The following is a 17244-nucleotide window of genomic DNA, read 5'->3' as shown; positions in this document are numbered from 1 at the left end:
ACATTTTTAATATTTTTATAGAAATCTATTAGTATAGATCTATATGCTGTTCTAATGGCTATTTTTAAATGCTTAATACTCCTCTTCATTATTTCTTGCACACACCTGCCTACTAAGCAACATCTCACTAATATAGGCAACGAAGATCATCATGATATAGGTGAGCACGATTATTCGTTGCAGCAATACAACACCTCTTTGGAGATTAATGAACCGGCAATACCAGAAATTATGCCTTTACCAATAGAGTTTCCCGATCTCACAATCAGTAATCAGCTTATTTCTATTAATGTTAGTGAAGAAGTATCAGTAAAAGATTTGCTGATTGAGATAGGAAAACTTTCTGACGTTAACTTGGATATAGACCCAAAAATATCAGGTAATATTATTTTAAAGCTAAAAGATAAGAATATAAATGAAGTAATTCAGAGTATAGCAAATAGCGCCAAATTGCGTTACTCAACAAGCAATGGTGTAATTAGAATTGAGCAGGACTTGCCATACGCGCAAAATTATTACGCAGACTTCATTAATATTCAACATTCTGCTCAAAGCAGTTTCGTCATTAGTAACAATATTACTAACAGTGATGGAAGTCACACTGATAGGGACTATAACAATGTTATGAAGTCTCAATACAGTAGTGACTTATGGAATTCATTAGAAAAAGGCTTGAATGCAATAATGGATGTTAACGGGGTGGATGATGGCGAATTCCTTTCATCCAACAGAGAAGCTGGTGTTATTATTTTGAATGCTAGAAAAGATATCCATAAAGCTGTTGAAGAATATATTAATAAGGTTAAGAAATTAGCGTCTTCTCAAGTAATGATAGAGGCAAAAATAGTTGAAGTTGTGTTAGATGACAAATATCTTTCTGGTATAAACTTAAATGACTTACGCGATGGAACTAAGTCTATAATAAATCAAGATAACTCCATTATTAACCTAGCAATGAACTTTGGTGCGAGTGATCTAGGAGATTTAGTAAGAAATTTAGACAAATTTGGCACTTCAACTGTAATTTCAAGCCCCAGAGTACATGCTATAAATAATCAGCAAGCGATGATTTCATTTACTAAAAACCATATTTATTTTACTTCCGACATACAAAAAGATACTAGAAATTCTAATCAGACCTTAATTACCAAGATGAATAGTGTTCCAATAGGTGTTGTGCTAATAATCCACCCAAGCATTAACATTGATACTAGTGAAATATTCATGGATATACATCCAACTTTATCAAGAATTAACGGCTACATTAAAGATCCAGATATAGAGTACATCGCACAGCAGAGTAAAATGAAATTAAATAGCGACATTCCAATTGTTGAAATCAGAGAAATGAACTCTATGTTAAAAATTAAGAGCGGTGAAATTATGGTAATCGGCGGGCTTATAGAACATAGGGAAGATAAGCAAAGCTTTAAAGCTACATTACATCAGAAGTCAAAAAGGCTAGCGAATAACATTAGAACAGTAGAAACTGTCATTTTTTTAAAAGCAACAATCGTACCAACATTTGGTTTGTTAGATAGAAAAGATAAGAATTTATATATATATTAAATCACTACTAAAAATTAAATATCAAACCAACTTCAATATTATGAGTGGATATGTCATCTGCAACAGGTATCGGAACGCTAAAGTAACGATAGCCGAGAAAGGTTTTGACTTCTGGGATTATTGAATAGTTAATACCAAGCTTTATTTGATAAGCAAACCAAGGAACATTAAGTGGCATTGAACTTTGGGGTGATCCATTAATTCTTTTTAATCTAAAAACTGTTGGTCCTATACCAAGGCCGATGTATGGAGCAAATTGCGTATCCTGAAAGCTGGGATTATAATATAAGTTTAACAAAAACGCAAATATACTTGCTGATTTATCAAATACCAGAGGAGAATTACTATTTTCAATATTGGCTCTAGAATACATGGCTTCAAAATCAACTCGGCCATTTTCTCCAGCATAGTAACCTAAAGATATGCTGTTAACCCATTGGAAATCAATTTTACCATTAAATTCTTTTATGCTTTTAATTTCATTTGCCACTATATTTTTTATCATAAAACCATAATGACTTTCAACTAAAGTTAGGACTCTCTCCCCTATTGCCTTTATACCCTTTACAAATGTTTCTGAATTATCATGGTATACCTTACCACCGTTAGCACTAACATAAAAATCAAGTTTTTTTGATTTTTCTTTTGTAGGCTGCTCATTATCAGCTTGATCTGCAATACGTGACCACATATTTTTCTGATCAGCTACTTGGAGAATAGAAGGTTGTTCAGTAGGACTACTTTCAAGTTCTTGATATTTTAAATCATTTATTAGTATTTTTTTCTCAGTAACCTCTTCAGAATGCATTACATCTTCATTATTGTCCGTTTCTAGTTTTAAGAGTTGTACTTGCTCAATGTGTGTATTACTAATATAAGTAATAAAAAAATAGACACATGGAATGAAAATCAAAAATAAAGTAATAGATATTTTAGTTATCACAAATGAACCCATAATTATCATTTATAGTATAACTACTATATCATATATTTCTTTAATGTACAAAAATTAAGAAAGAATATTTCCAATTAGATAATTATTTTCCACTCCTTTAACATTAACTTTCACAATACTCTTGGCTTGAGCTTTTGATTCAAGCTTTACTAATGCAAAATTTTCTGTTCTACCGACATTATTTTGCTCAACCAGAACACTTTGTTCAGTGCCTATCAAAGATTGATAAAAGCTACTCATCATTTCTCTATTCATTTCTCTTAAATTTTTTACTCGTTCTTTACGCACATTCTCTGGTACTTGTGGCATTCGTGCAGCAGGTGTATTCTTCCGCTCTGAATATGGAAAAGCATGTAGGTAAACTATATTTGTTTTTTTCAGTAAATCAACTGTATCCTGAAACATTTCATCAGTTTCTGTTGGAAATCCAGCAATAATATCAGCGCCAAATGCTATACTAGGCCTCAAACTCTTCATTTTATGACAAAATTCTATTACTTGTTCTCTGTTGTGACGACGCTTCATTCTCTTTAGTATTAAATTATTACCAGATTGTAGACTCAAATGTAAATGAGGCATAAGTCTTGACTCATTAGCTATTAAATCCATTAATTCGTCGTCAACTTCAGCAACATCGATAGAGGAAAGTCTTAGCCTCTTCAACTCTGGTATATCTTTTAAAACTCTCCTAATCATTGAACCAAGTGATGGCTTGGCAAACAAATCTGTACCAAAGTCAGTAATATCAACACCTGTAAACACTACTTCTTGATATCCATTTTCTACAAAGATCCTAATTTGCTCTATAATACTGTTTATTGGCACAGATTGATTATTCCCTCTTGCCTCAGTAATTGAGCAAAATGTGCAGCTATGATTACAACCATTTTGAATTTCAATAAATGCCCTTGATTTATCTTCAAATCCATTAATTAGAACAGGTTCTGATTTGTTTACTTGGTTATCACTGACTAAGATTTTATCGTCATTTAGTAAGTAATTTTCAGCTTTTAGCTTATCTTGATTACCGAGCACTTTACTTACACCAGGAATGCTACTGTAAACTTCTGGATCCAACTGAACAGCACAACCAACTACGATAATTTCTTTACTTGGGTCGTTTTTATAGATCTTACGTATTTTTTGCTTTACTTGGCGTTCTGCTTCGTTTGTCACTGCACAGCTATGTACCACAACAACATTTTTTCTTTCTGCTTTTTTTAATGCTTCTTTGATTAACTCACTCTCGTAAAAATTTAGACGACAACCAAATGTTATCACTTCATTCATGCTAGTATTTTTTAGACCTTACAATTTAAATTATATCACACATCCAAGCAAAGTCTCTTGCATGACCATTGTTTTGGTAGATAAATGCTATGCAAGCAGCAGACACTGGGATGGCTTTGTTGCATAGCAACGTAAGTTTTTTCCAGAGTAAATAATTTTATGCGACTATTTCAAATTTAGGCATACCAATTACGTTGCAAATATCATTTTATAAACCCGACTGTTTGTCTCAAACCTATTCTGAACAGATGGGTTATTATATGTATCAAAATTACCACTTTGTTGCTGTAAATATTGTTGCCACCCTGCATTTTGGCCCAATTTCATACCAATTTTCTATGGCTTCGTTGATATCATGAAAAATATTTCCTCTTTTTTCTAGAAACTTGTTATATTCGTTTTGGTTACTGACTCTCATTTTTTGTGGCATATTTATCCTTAAATCGTCATTTTATAATGAATTTAGTCAGTAATCACTAGTTTTTCTGAACGCTATGCAACAAAGCCACCCCAGTGTCATGCTACTTGAATGACAAGAAAAACCCACTGGGATAACAAGATTGAGATAGACTAGAAATTAAACGCTACTCCAGCTTCTGCACCAACAGTGCTGTAAAGAACTTTGAGTTCCCCTTTGCCGTCTTTGTCAGTTTTATCAAAGTTAGCACCATAAGAACCGAAATAGCGAGCTCCAGCGTAAAGTTTGACTTCTGGAGTTACATCGTAACTAACACCAGCTCTTGCTTGACCAGCAAAAGCAAATTTACCATTTTGACTACTCACAGCAGTTGCCAAAGGTGTGCTAATATACGCTGCACCAACACCAACACCAACATATGGAGTGATAGGCATGTCTTCAATCGCTACATCGTAATAAACGTTAACTAATCCTGAAATTGCTGTTAAGCTTTCTGCAACTGTATCACCTACTACATCTGCATCTTTATTCAACCATGAGTAAAGTCCTTCAACGTCAACCCTGATGTCGTCCATTTTATAACCAAACGCACCACCGCCAGCTATAAAAGATGCTTTTAAGGGACTATTATTGTCTTTGCCTGATTTATGTGCAATACCATCAACTTTTGTGAAAAGAGGTAAAATTTCACCGTTGTATTGCAAACGAACGTAGTAGCTAGTTTCTTCATCACTTATTGGACCAACAGGATCTGAGAAAGCAGAGTTTGATAAACTTAGCAACGTTGCTAAAGCGGCTGCTGAAAAAAACTTTTTATAATGCATAATTGTCCTCGTAAAAAAAAATTAAAATTCCACTTTAGCAGTCTAAGTAACAACTAAAGTTAAGTCAAGTGCTAACTTAATAACACAAAATATTCTACATTTTAACTAATTTTTAGGAGAAGACAAAGATTTTATTAATGAATAAATAGAGTTACACGACTTTTGATTTTTTGGTATAGCTAACATAGGTAAGATTTACTATCGAAAGACCTCGTCATTCCGCTGCTTGTTAGCGGATGAGATACCGTGACGGTATGACGTAGGACTGCTGTCATTCCGCCACGTGTTAGCGGGATCTAGAGATACCGTGACGGTATGACGTAGGACTTGCTGTCATTCCGCTACGTGTTAGCGGCTGAGATACCGCGAATGAATCGCGGTATGACGTAGGGCTGTGCTAGCTATAGGTGCATTATATGAAGAAGTACTGGCGTTAGAAATATTAAAAAAGAAATACTTACACTAAAAGAAACTTCAGTAGTAAATTCAAAAAGGAAGTTTAAACCCAGGTGGTAAACCCATCATACCTGCAAGATCAGAAGTTGCATTTGCCATATCTTCTTCTGCTTTTTTAACGGCATCATTAAACGCTGCTGTTACTAAATCCTCTACTATATCTTTTTCCTCATTTCTCATAAGTTCTAAGTCTATGTTCACCTTTTTAGCTTTATAGCTACCTATTTTTATGACTTCCACTAATACAGAAACTTTGCCACCACCAGAAATACCTTGAAACTCTTTCCCAACATATTTTTCTTGAGCTTCTGCAAGCTTTTTTGTATCTCTTGCGCTTGTTTCATTATTTGACTAAAATCCACAACTTACTCCTTATTTTCTATATTAACTACTTTTGCACCTTTAAATGTATCAAGTATATCCTTAACTGCAGGTGCATAATTTAAATTACTCACTTCCCTATTTATATAACCCGTATCAACTGTAATAACCCACTCCTGCTGAGTCACCTGGTTTAAGTAATTTTTTAAATCATTGCAAAAATTACTATCCAACTTAGATACAGCTTTTAATTTTAAATATCCAGGTTTACAATCTATTAATTGTAGATTATTACACAGTTGTTTGTAAAGATAAATTTGGTTACTCCGCCTTAATAGTTGCAAAACTTTGTCAAAATCATAATTTTGTTGCTGTTCATTTCCTATACTATGCGTATTTCCCTGCTGTGCATTCTGCGAAAGAATTTTTTTGACCACTTGTTCCGGAGAAGGCAGATCAGAAAGATAACAGAGGCTAATTAACATCATTTCAGCAGCAACATCGTTGCATGTTGAAGTTTTTATATCTTGAATACCTTTAAGCAACACCTTCCACAATCTCGAAAAAAATATTAAAGACTTCTTTATACTTAAATCTTTTATCCTGTTCTTTTCATACTCTGTAACTGCATTATCAATTTCTTTTGTAATCAAAAAACGGCATACTAACTGAATTGTTTGCAATAGACCTTCAAAAATACTAAGTGGGTTTGCTGTTTTTATCGCCTTGTCAAACACTGATAGAGCTTTCTGTAAATCACCTTCTAATATTGCTCCTAATAGATCGAATATAATATCTTTATCCACTAGGCCAAGTATGTCTATCACATTTTTAGTGGATATTGCACCATCTTTGCTATATAGCACTGCTTGATTCATCAAAAACAAGGCGTTACGCATTGAATTTCCAGAATGTCGTGCAATTAACTCTAATGCCCCCTTTTCAATGGAATAACTCTCTTTTTGTGCAACATCATTTAAACGTTCTACTATTTTAGCTACAGGAATGTTGTGTAAATCAAATCTTTGACAACGTGCAATAATAGTTATTGGTATCTTTTTTATTTCTGTAGTTGCTAAAATGAATTTTACACTAGAGGGTGGCTCTTCTAGGGTTTTAAGTAATGCGTTAAATGCACTGCTGGATAACATGTGTACTTCATCTATAATGTAGACTTTGAATTTAGAGCTTATAGGTGAATAGCAAATATCTCCCAGGATTACTTTAACATCGTCAATGCTAGTGTGACTTGCTGCATCAATTTCAATCACATCTGGATGGCTTGAATTTTTTATTGCTAGACAATTTTCACATGATCCGCAAGGTTCAAAAATTGGCCCCAGGGAACAATTCAAACATAAAGCTATTATCCTTGCAGTGGTGGTTTTACCAACTCCACTACTACCAGAGAGCAGTATAGACTGTGGGATTTTGTTTAAAATAAAAGCATTTTCTAATACACGCACTAATATATCTTGACCTACTAGATCTTTAAAGCTACTAGGACGATGTTTTAATGCTATATTCATAGCCTCTGATAAAACAAATAAGAAATAGGTATGCAACCCAAAAAGGTTCTGATATGGCTGCTTCATTTCTGATCTGACCAAATTACAGAGTTTTTGCCTGCATACCTTATAAAATATTATACTTTTTTTTTTATTTAGCAAGGTATATCCTATATTAGTCTTATAATTTATATGTTAGACCTTTTGCAACATTACTTTGGAGTAAACAACTGTTACCTAAAATACTCTTCTCTTGTCATTCCAACTTGGATCCAGAGAAAAAAGATGTGGATTTCAGTGTCACACACTGGAATAACAACCTATAGGTACTGGGATAACAAAAGAGGAATATTATGATTTTATATCATTTTCCTCTTTGTCCATTTTCACGAAAAGTTAGAACTTTTCTAAAAGAAAAAAAATTAGGCTGCGATCTAGTGTATGAAAATCCGTGGGAAAAACGGAATGAATTTATGGAGATCAATCCAACTGGGCAAGTACCAGTATTAATAGATAATAACTTTGTAATAGCGGATAGTAATGCCATTTGTGAATATATAGAAGAGACTTACAATAGCGACGTCAAATTACTTGGTTCATCCACTATTATTAAGTCTAAAATACGCGCTCTAATCAATTGGTTCGACAACAAATTTTACAATGAAGTTACTAAGTATATTATGAATGAAAAAGTAATTACTAACCGCAGCCCTGACTCTAGATTTCTTCATGCAGCTCAGCATAACCTGCCTTGCCATATGGAATACATCGAACACTTAATTAACAAGAACGTTTGGCTTGCAACTGATAAGTTCACTTTGGCTGATATTGCTTTAGCATCGCATATTTCCGTAATGGATTATGTAAGTAGTTTTCCATGGGAAAAAAGTAAAATTTTAAAAGAATGGTACTCCATTGTTAAATCAAAGCCTTGTTTTCGTGAGATATTATTAGAGAGAGTTTCCGGTTTAACCCCTCCTAAACATTACGCTGACCTTGATTTTTAACTTATGTTAGCTTTAAAGCTACAGTCATTCCTTCATCAGTTGGAATCAATATAGAGAAATATTTCTTTTCATCTGATAATCTATTATTAAACTCCCTCATAGCATGCCATGATTTTTCTGATACTTCTTTTGGAGGCGATTCTAAAAATACTGTATTAAATAATAGAGTGTTATCTGCAACGATTAGCCCATCTTGTTTAATGTATGACTCTGCCCAATCTAAATACTTAGGATAACTACTTTTGTCAGCATCGATGAATATCATGTCAAATGGTGCCTTTGCTGATAATTCATTAATTTTTTCCAGTGCATCACCTTCTATTAGAGTAATTTTATCACTTAGATTAAAAGCACTAAAATTTTTTTTTGCTATTCTTGAGTGTTGAGGATTATTTTCTATTGTATATATATGACCGTCTTTCAGTAGAGCTTTTGCCATGCAAATCGACGAATAACCGTATAACGTGCCAATCTCAACAATACTTTTGATTTTATGGATTTTTATAAATAAACTTAATAGCTTTCCTTCTTCAGGGCCAATCTGAATATGTTGCTTTTTTTCAAGAATACAATATTCTTCTATTTTTTTATATTCTTTTGCAAATAGATTTCTTATATATGATAATTTTATACTAAAATTATTACGCATTACGTTTTATATTATAAATTAGGGAAGCTTAATTCATACACAGTTTATAAATATAATAATATAGTTTAAAATAACAAAAACATTTATTTTAAGTTATTATTTCATAGTATAAAATTTTAAGTGACAAAAATTATTATATATCGTACTATGGTTAACTAGTATAATAAACAATCGATTATTATACTAGAATTAAAGGGATTGTTTATGCGCATTTCTCTTTTTAAAATATAATTTTTATAATCAATTAGAGGGGGTTATATGTCTTATACTATTGCTAGTGAAGTTGAAACGTTAAACAAAAAATCTAACAAGAATGAAGGGGTTATGTTACTACATAATCCAGCTTATCGTGAAAAGTATAAAGAACGTTTTAATGAAGCTCAGAGAAAAGTTATGGATATGGTTCAGTTTTATGATGGGACAATAGTATTAATAGAGAATAAAATCGCTATGTATTACTACACTTGGCACAGTAAAAAAGAGAGTTTGAGCGTAAAAAACAACAAACAGTAGTGAAAAACAATGACTCAGCATAGAGTCTTTTATATGGTAAGCTACAGTGGTATTACTTCACTATAGCTTTTCCATATAATTTATCTATCACATCAGTAAGATATTTCAGCTCTTTATACCCTTCATGTTTAACTTTATTATGCTCTATATATGACTTACCATCATCGTTAAGCTTGATGAAAAATATTGGAGTGGCTGTGATACCAAGTTTATTGATTGCCAGTGATTTATCATTTACGATTTTATCCATAATTTTCTTATCATTAATGCATTGGTTAAATGCATCTTGCTTTAAGTTGCTTAGTGCAGCAATTCTTTGTAGTAAAGTCAAATCACTTAAATTGTAGTAATTCCACGAATCTATTGAGTTAAAAACAGCTTTGTTAAAATTAAAGTAGTCTTCTTGTTTTTCGTAGCAATGACTTAGCATTGCAGCCTTTAGCCCTCTGTAATCCAAAGGAAAATGACGAAATATATATAACATCTTACCTGTGTCTATATATTTCTCTTTAATTTTAGGAAAAACATTCTTATGAAAAAGAGAGCAGTGATAGCAAGTTAATGAAGCATATTCTATCATTAGAATTGGTGCTTTTGGATCTCCTAATAATTTATCATCAGGTAATAGTGATAGTAACTCCTTTGATGTTATTTCATTAGTTTCTTTTTGAATATGTTGGTTACTGGATTTAACAACTGCATAAGAATTAACACTCATAAGAATTAGTAAAAACAATAGTCTGAAAATCATTACAATACAAACACTTAACTTACTAAAAAAATTACATATTTATATTAATAATGTCAAGATAACTTTTGTTTAGCAAGGCTTTCAGCCCTATCTTTAAATGCAGCAATTATTTTACTCTGTGTATATTTATATACTGAGTTTAATAAAGTGGAAAATGAGTTGGACTTAAACTTAAACTCTATATAAAACTTTACCATAGTTTTATTTTCATCTATGGGAATGAATTGCCATTCATTGTATAGATGTTTAAATATTCCATTTGATGATACAGCTTTTATCCAACCTTCATTTGTTCCACTTGGAGAAAGAAAGGTTACTTCTGATGTGTACTTTCCTTTAATTCCATGAAAAACTGCGAGAAGATCCACAACCATTTGGTTGTCAATTTTTTCTTTTATATAAACGGCTTTGCACCAAGGAACAAAATCAGGATACCTTTCAACATCAATTACAATTTGGAATACTTCATTAGGCGAACATAGGAAGGTACCTTGTTCTCTGCATTGATGAAGCATAAATTTAGTACCAATCAAAAAAGGATCCGTATCTACCGTCAGCCTTAGTAGATTCCTGAGACCTGAAGTTAAGGTGGGCATCGCATATTAGTTTCAACGAAACCAGCAGAGGCAATTCCCTTCTCTAGAAATTATCGCTCGGGAAATTTAACTTAACTCATAACGCATAGCACAGACCCTTACTTGAATTATAGATGATTTACACAGGGCATGTCTATAGGTATTAAAGTCAGCGATTATTATTTAATCTTTATTAAATTTTGCATTTTAAGTATTATAGTTTATCTTATGAACATTACTAAAGTTTTAATCATTATTGTTTTTATTGCAATTTCTTCAAGAGCTTACACTAGTTGTACAGATCACAAAATTTTTGTGCATACTATGAAGCAACAAGTGGATGGTATATCTACAAAAGGAAATAGAAAAAACCTAGGGCATGTACACGAAAAGCTTCAGGAGGTCATTCAGAATAATGTTAACCTCAAAGGAATATCGCAATTCGTTATAGGAAAACATTGGGCTTTAGTTAAACAAAAAGAAAAAGAAGATTTTTTAAGAGAGTATGAAGTGTATCTTACGCGTTTGTGCGTTAAAATTTTATATAAATACATGCATGATAGTGAAATGATCATAATGAGTACAAAAGCAGTTGACGATGAAACTTGCTTAATTGGTACAAGATTTTCTTACGGTGATGAAGAATTTACAAATATTGATTTTAAAGTTACTAAAAATAACAGTTCTTTCTTGATAAGTGATGTTGTAATGAGTGGAATAAGTATTGCTATTAATCAACGTTCTCAATTTAGTGAAAAAATCGACACGCATGGCATAGCAAGCGTTATAGCTGAATTAAAATGCAATAACAATCCATGATATATATGCCTCATTGGCCTAAACCGCTTGGTAGTAGACCAAAGGATTTTTCTCTTGATCGCATAAAAAGCTTTCTAAATAAATTGGACAATCCTGAGAAAAAAATGTCTCCCGTAATTTATATAGCTGGGACTAACGGGAAAGGCTCAACACTAGCATTTATAAGATATATAATGCAAGCAGCAGGGTATAAGGTCCATGCATACACTTCTCCACATTTGGTGAATTTTAATGAAAGAATAGTTATTGCAGGCAGTTATATCGACGATAATGAATTATATAGCTTATTAGAAGAATGCCGTGCCGTGATTGCAGAACAACCTATCACTCTGTTTGAAGCTGCAACTATTGCAGCTTTTTTAGCTTTTTCTCGTCATAAAGCCGATATTACTTTAGTTGAAGTAGGTATGGGCGGAAGACTTGATGCAACAAATGTTATAGATAGTCCGATTTTAACAATAATTACTTCCATTGCCCTTGATCATACAGAATATCTTGGCCCTACTGTAGAAATTATAGCAGGTGAAAAGGCTGGAATAATGAAACCTAATGTTCCTTGCGTAATAGCACCACAAGAAAAGTCTGTGATGAGTACACTAGAATTCCATGCAATAAATAAGAAATCTCCTCTATATAGAGGAGGTCTTGAATGGAATTGCAAAAAAAAGAACAACAAAATGGTTTTCCAATCAGCTATTCAATCAATAGAATTTCCTTTGCCATCTCTGAAGGGTGAACACCAAATAATCAATGCAGGAAACGCCATTGCAGCATGTAGTATTTTAAGTGGAAAATATGGATTTGATATTGGAGAAGAGGATATCACTTCAGGTTTACAGCGTACCTACTGGCCTGCACGACTAGAGCTAATAAAAGAGGGTAATTTAATTTCCCTACTACCGAAAGATTGGCAATTATTTTTAGATGGTGCGCACAATAATGACGGTGCTAGAGTGCTATCTCAGTGGGTAAAAGATAATTTTGCTGAAGGTATCTATATAATTTTTGGTGTTACTCGTAACAGAAATGTGGCAGAGTTCTTAGAGCACTTAAAGCCATATATCAAGCTACTATGTGCGGTTTGTGTTAAGTCTGAACCTAAAGCAACAAATACAAATTTGATTAGGGAAAAAGCCAATAACATAGGAATAAAAGCAGTTGAATGTGAATCAATTGGCGATGCAATATCAAATCACATATTAAAAGCCTCTATCCAAAACATCAAAACCATACTAATCTGTGGCTCATTGTTCCTAGCTAGAGACTTCGCTATGGAGAATAACTAACTTTGATGATATGTGAGCATTAACTGACCGATGGGGAAATAACTTTGATTGCTCATAGTACTGCTTGGTTGTTCGTCATCAACTTCTACAAGTGGACCATCACCTTTAAATTGCTCCTCAATTGAATTTATAGTCGTCTTTTTGAGAATATAATTACTTGCAGCATTGAAAACAGGTGAAGTAACAATTAAAAGCTTGAATGGTAATGAAAGTAATAAGCCGGATAACATCATAGAGTTAGTTATACCAAAGCCGTTGGCAACTAAATCTAATCCCACACCGAAAAACATTAAAGATGTACAGATTATGTTGCTCAAAATAAATGAATTTTTTAGCCACTTTAATTTAGTCCTATCACTCTTTGAAAAATTTTCGCATTCTTGGTCAAAGTAAAACAATAATAAAATATTAGTCTGATTATTAAACTCTTTTCCATTTCTAGTATAAATGCTCTTGATAGCTGAACTCAAAATAAATCCTGCTAACAAGGGAGCAAGAAAACCTACTGCTATTGGTACATTACAAGAAATACCATTAATGATTAAAAATGCAATTGATGTGAAGAATACTAAAAGACTTCCTAAGAGATGTGAATAAGAAGAATATTTTGAATAAGCAGTTACATTATTGTTAATTGACTGCTGCTTATTATAGAGTTTATTTCTGTGCTTATCATCTAAGTATTTTTGCAATTCTTCATAACTGCGACTCCACAACTTACCGCGTAATTCTTTTATTAAATTATTTCTTTTATTGAGACCTTTCTCCAACGGCTCTATTATAAATTCTTCAAAAAATGGCTTATTTAATGCAATAACCTTAAATTTCTCCTCCGCTTCTTTATTGTTTGGGTTTTTATCTGGGTGATATTTTAACGATAATTTACGATATTGTTCACTAAACTTTTTATTAATATTCTCAATGCCAGAATTTACCACATCCTTCTTCTGAATACCAAACATTAAAAACAACCGCTTAAAAGCGTGATACTCATTTTCATTCAAAATCTTTCTAGCCATATTACACCTACAAATTAACTAACTATTAATGTTCTATAATATACATATTTCCAAACTATGTCAATTATTTCATAAATATCTCTGGTAAAAATTATTTCTGTTATGACTAGCATGATAAGTGTATGAAGCGACTAAAATTGTCATTACAGCGCTTAGTGTACGACAGTGCTCCAACATTTAGGGTTGCAGTTTACTTGTAAGCAAGCAAACTGAGTTGGTGAGTATAAAAGTATAGCTTCTACGTCATAACGCCGCGGTATCTCAGATCCCGCTAACAAGTAGCGGGATGACGAGATGCCACCGCGAACCGTCATACCGCGATTCATTCGCGGTATCTCTTAGCCGCTAACAAGCAGCGGAATGACGAATTTGTCGTCATGCTGCCGCGAACCGTCATACCGCCGCGGTATCTCAGCCGCTAACAAGTAGCGGGATGACGGTTGTCGTTTAGCTATAAATATTTAAGAAATTTACCAAACGAAAAAAAAGGCAAAGAAATCCCGTGGTAATTAGTGTTCACTCCCTAATCCTGCAAATTGGCGTACTATACTGTCTTAAACGACTTATAAGCGCGTTTCAGCTTATATAGGCAAAAACCTAGAAATGTTGTGAAGACATAGGATGCACATAGTGCAAAAAATTAAAAATAAGACGCCAACTACGTTGTTTTTTTGCTGTTTAATCTGCACAGATGAAGATAACTGAATACCTTCAGTACCATGATAAGAGGGCTGGCGGAGTTTGTCAAGGAATTTTTTCGTTTCTATGTTGTCAGCTACTTGGATTTGCCACCTGTTAATTACAACGTTCGTACAGATGTATGCTTGACATAGGATCCAGAAAATTTAGTTATATATAGGAAAATCTGATTTGACTACACCAACTCACGTTCAGCAAAAAAGAAAGCTATCTCCTTACGAGCATTTTCTAGACTATCCGAGCCGTGAACTCTATTTTCACTAATGTCATCAGCAAAATCACCCCTGATTGTACCTTTATCTGCCTGCTTTGGATCGGTAGCTCCCATGATTTGTCTGTATTTACTTACTGCATTTTCACCAACTAAAACTTGAACTATCACAGGACCAGAAGTCATAAACTCTACCAATTCCCCAAAAAAAGACCTATCTTTATGAATTTCATAAAACAGCTCTGCTTGTTTTTTTGTCAGTAACATCATTTTTTGTGCTATAATTTTGAGCCCAGAGCTTTCAATGTATGAATTTATCTTGCCTGTAATATTATTTTTTACTGCATCAGGTTTTAATATCGAAAGTGTTCTCTCAATTGCCATATTATCTCCTTATATAAAATAGTATATTTATAGATTTATTTTATTGTAAATTTTGATTTGATAAAAGCAGTTTTTTATTTATAGTTAAGAATAAACCATCAAGGGAGTATTGTATGCATACTTGTTGTAAAAAAACTAATGAAAAACCTGAATCTACTACCAAACAACTGGTTGAAACTGAATCTACTGCTAAAAAATTGGTCAATAACTTGAAATCGTCAATTTTTTGTGGAGCAAAAGGGTTTTTAACTTTTAATTTGGCTTTTTTAAGTTATTTAGAATATGGTATGTGTGACCATATTCTACAAAAGCAAGGAAAAAGTAATAATCAATACACGGAGCTAAAAAAAGGCGCTGCCTTTGCAATGAAAAGAAACACTATTCCATTTCTTGAAATGGCTATCATAGTGCCATTTGTTTGTTTTGCGCTGCCAGCTATGGTAGGTAGTATAAGTCTTATGCAGTGTGCGCTTATATGTGCTGCATTGATGGTTACAACATGCTTTTTTGTAAGAACTTTTCACGTGCGTGAGTGGTCACTAGAAAAATGGACCAAACATAGTACACAAGAAATAGATGGGCAATTTAAGAAAGATACTATAAAATTTCCTATCTTTGATCAAAATAGAAAGCATATTGAGTATAATTCGCCTAACTCAGGGCGACCACTGGATGAAACAAGTAGCACCTCTCTTTTCGTTAAAGTTTTACTTTTTCCCCTCAAGGTTCTTCTGAATGTCCTGCAAAGTTGTATAATGCTATCTTTAGCTGCTGTTGAACTTCTTGAAACGGTACCAAGTCTTTTTGTCGATACATTTTTCGATTGGAACTTCACATCCACCAAGAGTAACCTGAAGAGATCAGGCCACTTATTGTATGCCAGTGTAAGAAATTTAGTGCCTATAACTAAATTTGATGAGTGTGTAGCTAATTTTATAGGCACCCCAGAAGTAACTTGTTGTAGTAGTGCGTAGGTGAAAAAGGCAGTTATCTTATTTAATCTTGGCGGGCCTGATTCACTAAATGCGGTCCGTCCTTTTTTATTCAACCTTTTTTATGACAGGAGAATAATCAATCTACCGAATCCCTTTCGGTTTCTTTTAGCAAAGTTTATATCTGCGAAACGAGAAAATACTGCACGAAAAATATACGAGGAAATCGGAGGTAAATCGCCAATTCTGGAGAATACAAAAATGCAAGCTAATGCTTTAGAACTAAAATTAAATGAAGATAGAAACCATGTACACAAGGTATTCATTTGCATGCGCTATTGGCATCCATTTGCTGACGAAGTTGTTAAAAGTGTAAAACAGTTTGATCCTGATGAAGTAATTTTGCTGCCACTATACCCTCAATATTCAACTACCACAACTTTGTCATCCATCGAAAATTGGCAAAAAAATGCTAAAAAGCATGGCCTAAAATGCAATACAAAAATAATTCATCATTATTATGACAATGAAAACTTTATTGAGGCTCATACTAACTTGATAGCCAAGTACTACAAATTAGCCAGCAGGATTGGTAAGCCAAGAGTCCTATTTTCAGCTCATAGCTTGCCCCTTAGCGTTATTAAAAAAGGCGACCCTTACGCTTCACAGGTAGAAAGAAGCGTAGAGTTAATAGTAGAAAAGTTAGCTATCAATAACTTAGATTGGTCAATATGTTATCAGAGTAAGATTGGTCCTGTAAAATGGCTAGAGCCAAGCACTGAAAGTGAGCTATCACGTACAAAAGCTGATGGTGTACCTGTAGTTTTATCACCTATATCTTTTGTTTCTGAGCATTCAGAAACTCTAGTTGAACTTGATATAGAATATAAAGCAATTATCAAGGATGGATATTATTTTCGCGTACCAACTCTCAGTATTGATTCCTTGTTTATAAAATGCTTAGCCGATTTATGCATAAATCACCCTTAAAGTCCTGATTTATAGGGCTTTTCTTCAAGGCTTTTATGTGATAGAATAAAAGGGAGTTATTATTTTGT

The 17244-nt window shown here is 33.2% G+C and carries 16 protein-coding genes, 2 other RNA genes and 4 pseudogenes; 8 read left to right on the top strand and 14 right to left on the bottom strand.

What is annotated here, in order from left to right; genetic code table 11:
- Nucleotides 1-54: 54 nt before the first annotated feature.
- Complete coding sequence (locus NMD99_RS05035; protein ID WP_253309243.1) at nucleotides 55-1569, top strand: secretion system protein; 1515 nt, start codon at nucleotides 55-57, stop codon at nucleotides 1567-1569.
- A 7-nt stretch (nucleotides 1570-1576) separates the two neighbouring features.
- Here NMD99_RS05035 and NMD99_RS05030 read toward each other — a convergent pair whose 3' ends face one another.
- The 7 genes and pseudogenes from NMD99_RS05030 to ffs all read right to left on the bottom strand — a co-directional run bounded on the left by NMD99_RS05030 (nucleotide 1577) and on the right by ffs (nucleotide 7473).
- Nucleotides 1577-2512, bottom strand: a complete 936-nt coding sequence (locus NMD99_RS05030; protein WP_253309242.1) for an outer membrane protein — start codon at nucleotides 2510-2512, stop codon at nucleotides 1577-1579.
- A 66-nt stretch (nucleotides 2513-2578) separates the two neighbouring features.
- A complete protein-coding gene (mtaB, locus tag NMD99_RS05025) occupies nucleotides 2579-3814 on the bottom strand; it encodes a tRNA (N(6)-L-threonylcarbamoyladenosine(37)-C(2))-methylthiotransferase MtaB (protein WP_309165712.1) in 1236 nt (411 codons plus the stop codon).
- A gap of 206 nt (nucleotides 3815-4020) precedes the next feature.
- A pseudogene (locus NMD99_RS05020) lies at nucleotides 4021-4244 on the bottom strand (transposase); the annotation flags it as partial.
- 140 nt (nucleotides 4245-4384) lie between these two features.
- On the bottom strand, nucleotides 4385-5056 hold the full coding sequence (locus tag NMD99_RS05015; RefSeq protein WP_253309239.1) for a P44/Msp2 family outer membrane protein: 672 nt from the start codon (nucleotides 5054-5056) through the stop codon (nucleotides 4385-4387).
- 486 nt (nucleotides 5057-5542) lie between these two features.
- Nucleotides 5543-5856: pseudogene (locus tag NMD99_RS05010) on the bottom strand (YbaB/EbfC family nucleoid-associated protein).
- 21 nt (nucleotides 5857-5877) lie between these two features.
- The gene (gene dnaX, locus NMD99_RS05005; RefSeq protein ID WP_265016627.1) at nucleotides 5878-7362 is read right to left on the bottom strand and encodes a DNA polymerase III subunit gamma/tau; all 1485 of its coding nucleotides are present in this window, start codon (nucleotides 7360-7362) and stop codon (nucleotides 5878-5880) included.
- Nucleotides 7363-7381: 19 nt separating this feature from the next.
- Nucleotides 7382-7473, bottom strand: an RNA gene (ffs, locus tag NMD99_RS05000) — signal recognition particle sRNA small type.
- Between the two features lie 60 nt (nucleotides 7474-7533).
- Here ffs and NMD99_RS04995 point away from each other — a divergent pair.
- Together NMD99_RS04995 and NMD99_RS04990 are read left to right on the top strand one after the other, a co-directional pair.
- The gene (locus tag NMD99_RS04995) at nucleotides 7534-7698 is read left to right on the top strand and encodes a hypothetical protein (RefSeq protein WP_187297265.1); all 165 of its coding nucleotides are present in this window, start codon (nucleotides 7534-7536) and stop codon (nucleotides 7696-7698) included.
- Nucleotides 7695-8348, top strand: coding sequence for a glutathione S-transferase family protein (locus tag NMD99_RS04990; protein ID WP_064125276.1), 654 nt, complete (start codon nucleotides 7695-7697; stop codon nucleotides 8346-8348). The genes NMD99_RS04995 and NMD99_RS04990 overlap by 4 nt, the downstream gene beginning before the upstream one ends.
- A 1-nt stretch (nucleotide 8349) precedes the next feature.
- Here the strand turns inward: NMD99_RS04990 and NMD99_RS04985 are convergent, their stop codons facing one another.
- The gene (locus tag NMD99_RS04985; protein ID WP_253309236.1) at nucleotides 8350-8997 is read right to left on the bottom strand and encodes an O-methyltransferase; all 648 of its coding nucleotides are present in this window, start codon (nucleotides 8995-8997) and stop codon (nucleotides 8350-8352) included.
- 258 nt (nucleotides 8998-9255) lie between these two features.
- Here NMD99_RS04985 and NMD99_RS04980 point away from each other — a divergent pair.
- Nucleotides 9256-9533, top strand: a pseudogene (locus tag NMD99_RS04980) (DUF2671 domain-containing protein).
- A 29-nt stretch (nucleotides 9534-9562) separates the two neighbouring features.
- Here the strand turns inward: NMD99_RS04980 and NMD99_RS04975 are convergent.
- The 3 genes from NMD99_RS04975 to ssrS all read right to left on the bottom strand — a co-directional run bounded on the left by NMD99_RS04975 (nucleotide 9563) and on the right by ssrS (nucleotide 10957).
- Nucleotides 9563-10261, bottom strand: a complete 699-nt coding sequence (locus NMD99_RS04975) for a DsbA family protein (protein ID WP_253309234.1) — start codon at nucleotides 10259-10261, stop codon at nucleotides 9563-9565.
- Nucleotides 10262-10314: 53 nt separating this feature from the next.
- Nucleotides 10315-10776, bottom strand: coding sequence for a type II toxin-antitoxin system RatA family toxin (locus NMD99_RS04970; RefSeq protein WP_253309233.1), 462 nt, complete (start codon nucleotides 10774-10776; stop codon nucleotides 10315-10317).
- A 19-nt stretch (nucleotides 10777-10795) separates the two neighbouring features.
- Nucleotides 10796-10957: non-coding RNA, 6S RNA (ssrS, locus tag NMD99_RS04965), on the bottom strand.
- Between the two features lie 107 nt (nucleotides 10958-11064).
- Between ssrS and NMD99_RS04960 the strand changes: the two genes are divergently transcribed.
- Nucleotides 11065-11655 (top strand): MlaC/ttg2D family ABC transporter substrate-binding protein, encoded by a 591-nt coding sequence (locus NMD99_RS04960; protein WP_253309232.1) that lies wholly within the window; start codon nucleotides 11065-11067, stop codon nucleotides 11653-11655.
- Nucleotides 11652-12941: a bifunctional folylpolyglutamate synthase/dihydrofolate synthase gene (locus NMD99_RS04955; protein WP_309165704.1), complete on the top strand. Its 1290-nt coding sequence runs from the start codon at nucleotides 11652-11654 to the stop codon at nucleotides 12939-12941. The genes NMD99_RS04960 and NMD99_RS04955 overlap by 4 nt, the downstream gene beginning before the upstream one ends.
- An 812-nt stretch (nucleotides 12942-13753) precedes the next feature.
- Here NMD99_RS04955 and NMD99_RS07985 read toward each other — a convergent pair.
- The 3 genes and pseudogenes from NMD99_RS07985 to ndk all read right to left on the bottom strand — a co-directional run.
- Nucleotides 13754-13903, bottom strand: a pseudogene (locus NMD99_RS07985) (DnaJ domain-containing protein); the annotation flags it as partial.
- Between the two features lie 209 nt (nucleotides 13904-14112).
- Nucleotides 14113-14274 (bottom strand): hypothetical protein, encoded by a 162-nt coding sequence (locus tag NMD99_RS04945; RefSeq protein ID WP_309165702.1) that lies wholly within the window; start codon nucleotides 14272-14274, stop codon nucleotides 14113-14115.
- Nucleotides 14275-14834: 560 nt separating this feature from the next.
- The gene (ndk, locus tag NMD99_RS04940) at nucleotides 14835-15254 is read right to left on the bottom strand and encodes a nucleoside-diphosphate kinase (RefSeq protein WP_253309229.1); all 420 of its coding nucleotides are present in this window, start codon (nucleotides 15252-15254) and stop codon (nucleotides 14835-14837) included.
- A 113-nt stretch (nucleotides 15255-15367) separates the two neighbouring features.
- Between ndk and NMD99_RS04935 the strand changes: the two genes are divergently transcribed.
- Together NMD99_RS04935 and hemH are read left to right on the top strand one after the other, a co-directional pair.
- Nucleotides 15368-16228 carry a hypothetical protein gene (locus NMD99_RS04935; protein ID WP_264687749.1) on the top strand — a complete coding sequence of 287 codons (861 nt, stop codon included), beginning with the start codon at nucleotides 15368-15370 and terminating at the stop codon, nucleotides 16226-16228.
- Nucleotides 16229-17176 (top strand): ferrochelatase, encoded by a 948-nt coding sequence (gene hemH / locus NMD99_RS04930; RefSeq protein WP_253309227.1) that lies wholly within the window; start codon nucleotides 16229-16231, stop codon nucleotides 17174-17176.
- Nucleotides 17177-17244: the final 68 nt, after the last annotated feature.

The organism is Wolbachia endosymbiont of Listronotus oregonensis (assembly GCF_031205055.1).
Classification (GTDB): Bacteria; Pseudomonadota; Alphaproteobacteria; order Rickettsiales; family Anaplasmataceae; genus Wolbachia.
Note: the sequence above shows the minus strand (reverse complement) of the source record. Positions and strands in the feature narration are given on the sequence as shown.

Excerpts from the sequence above, each read along its gene's own strand:
- NMD99_RS05035 (WP_253309243.1), top strand. The coding sequence starts at position 55 with ATGGCTATTTTTAAATGCTTAATACTCCTCTTCATTATTTCTTGCACA.
- mtaB (WP_309165712.1), bottom strand. The coding sequence starts at position 3,814 with ATGAATGAAGTGATAACATTTGGTTGTCGTCTAAATTTTTACGAGAGT.
- NMD99_RS05015 (WP_253309239.1), bottom strand. The coding sequence starts at position 5,056 with ATGCATTATAAAAAGTTTTTTTCAGCAGCCGCTTTAGCAACGTTGCTA.
- dnaX (WP_265016627.1), bottom strand. The coding sequence starts at position 7,362 with ATGAATATAGCATTAAAACATCGTCCTAGTAGCTTTAAAGATCTAGTA.
- NMD99_RS04995 (WP_187297265.1), top strand. The coding sequence starts at position 7,534 with ATGTTAGACCTTTTGCAACATTACTTTGGAGTAAACAACTGTTACCTA.
- NMD99_RS04990 (WP_064125276.1), top strand. The coding sequence starts at position 7,695 with ATGATTTTATATCATTTTCCTCTTTGTCCATTTTCACGAAAAGTTAGA.
- NMD99_RS04985 (WP_253309236.1), bottom strand. The coding sequence starts at position 8,997 with ATGCGTAATAATTTTAGTATAAAATTATCATATATAAGAAATCTATTT.
- NMD99_RS04975 (WP_253309234.1), bottom strand. The coding sequence starts at position 10,261 with ATGATTTTCAGACTATTGTTTTTACTAATTCTTATGAGTGTTAATTCT.
- NMD99_RS04970 (WP_253309233.1), bottom strand. The coding sequence starts at position 10,776 with ATGCTTCATCAATGCAGAGAACAAGGTACCTTCCTATGTTCGCCTAAT.
- NMD99_RS04960 (WP_253309232.1), top strand. The coding sequence starts at position 11,065 with ATGAACATTACTAAAGTTTTAATCATTATTGTTTTTATTGCAATTTCT.
- NMD99_RS04955 (WP_309165704.1), top strand. The coding sequence starts at position 11,652 with ATGATATATATGCCTCATTGGCCTAAACCGCTTGGTAGTAGACCAAAG.
- NMD99_RS04945 (WP_309165702.1), bottom strand. The coding sequence starts at position 14,274 with ATGACGGTTCGCGGTGGCATCTCGTCATCCCGCTACTTGTTAGCGGGA.
- ndk (WP_253309229.1), bottom strand. The coding sequence starts at position 15,254 with ATGGCAATTGAGAGAACACTTTCGATATTAAAACCTGATGCAGTAAAA.
- NMD99_RS04935 (WP_264687749.1), top strand. The coding sequence starts at position 15,368 with ATGCATACTTGTTGTAAAAAAACTAATGAAAAACCTGAATCTACTACC.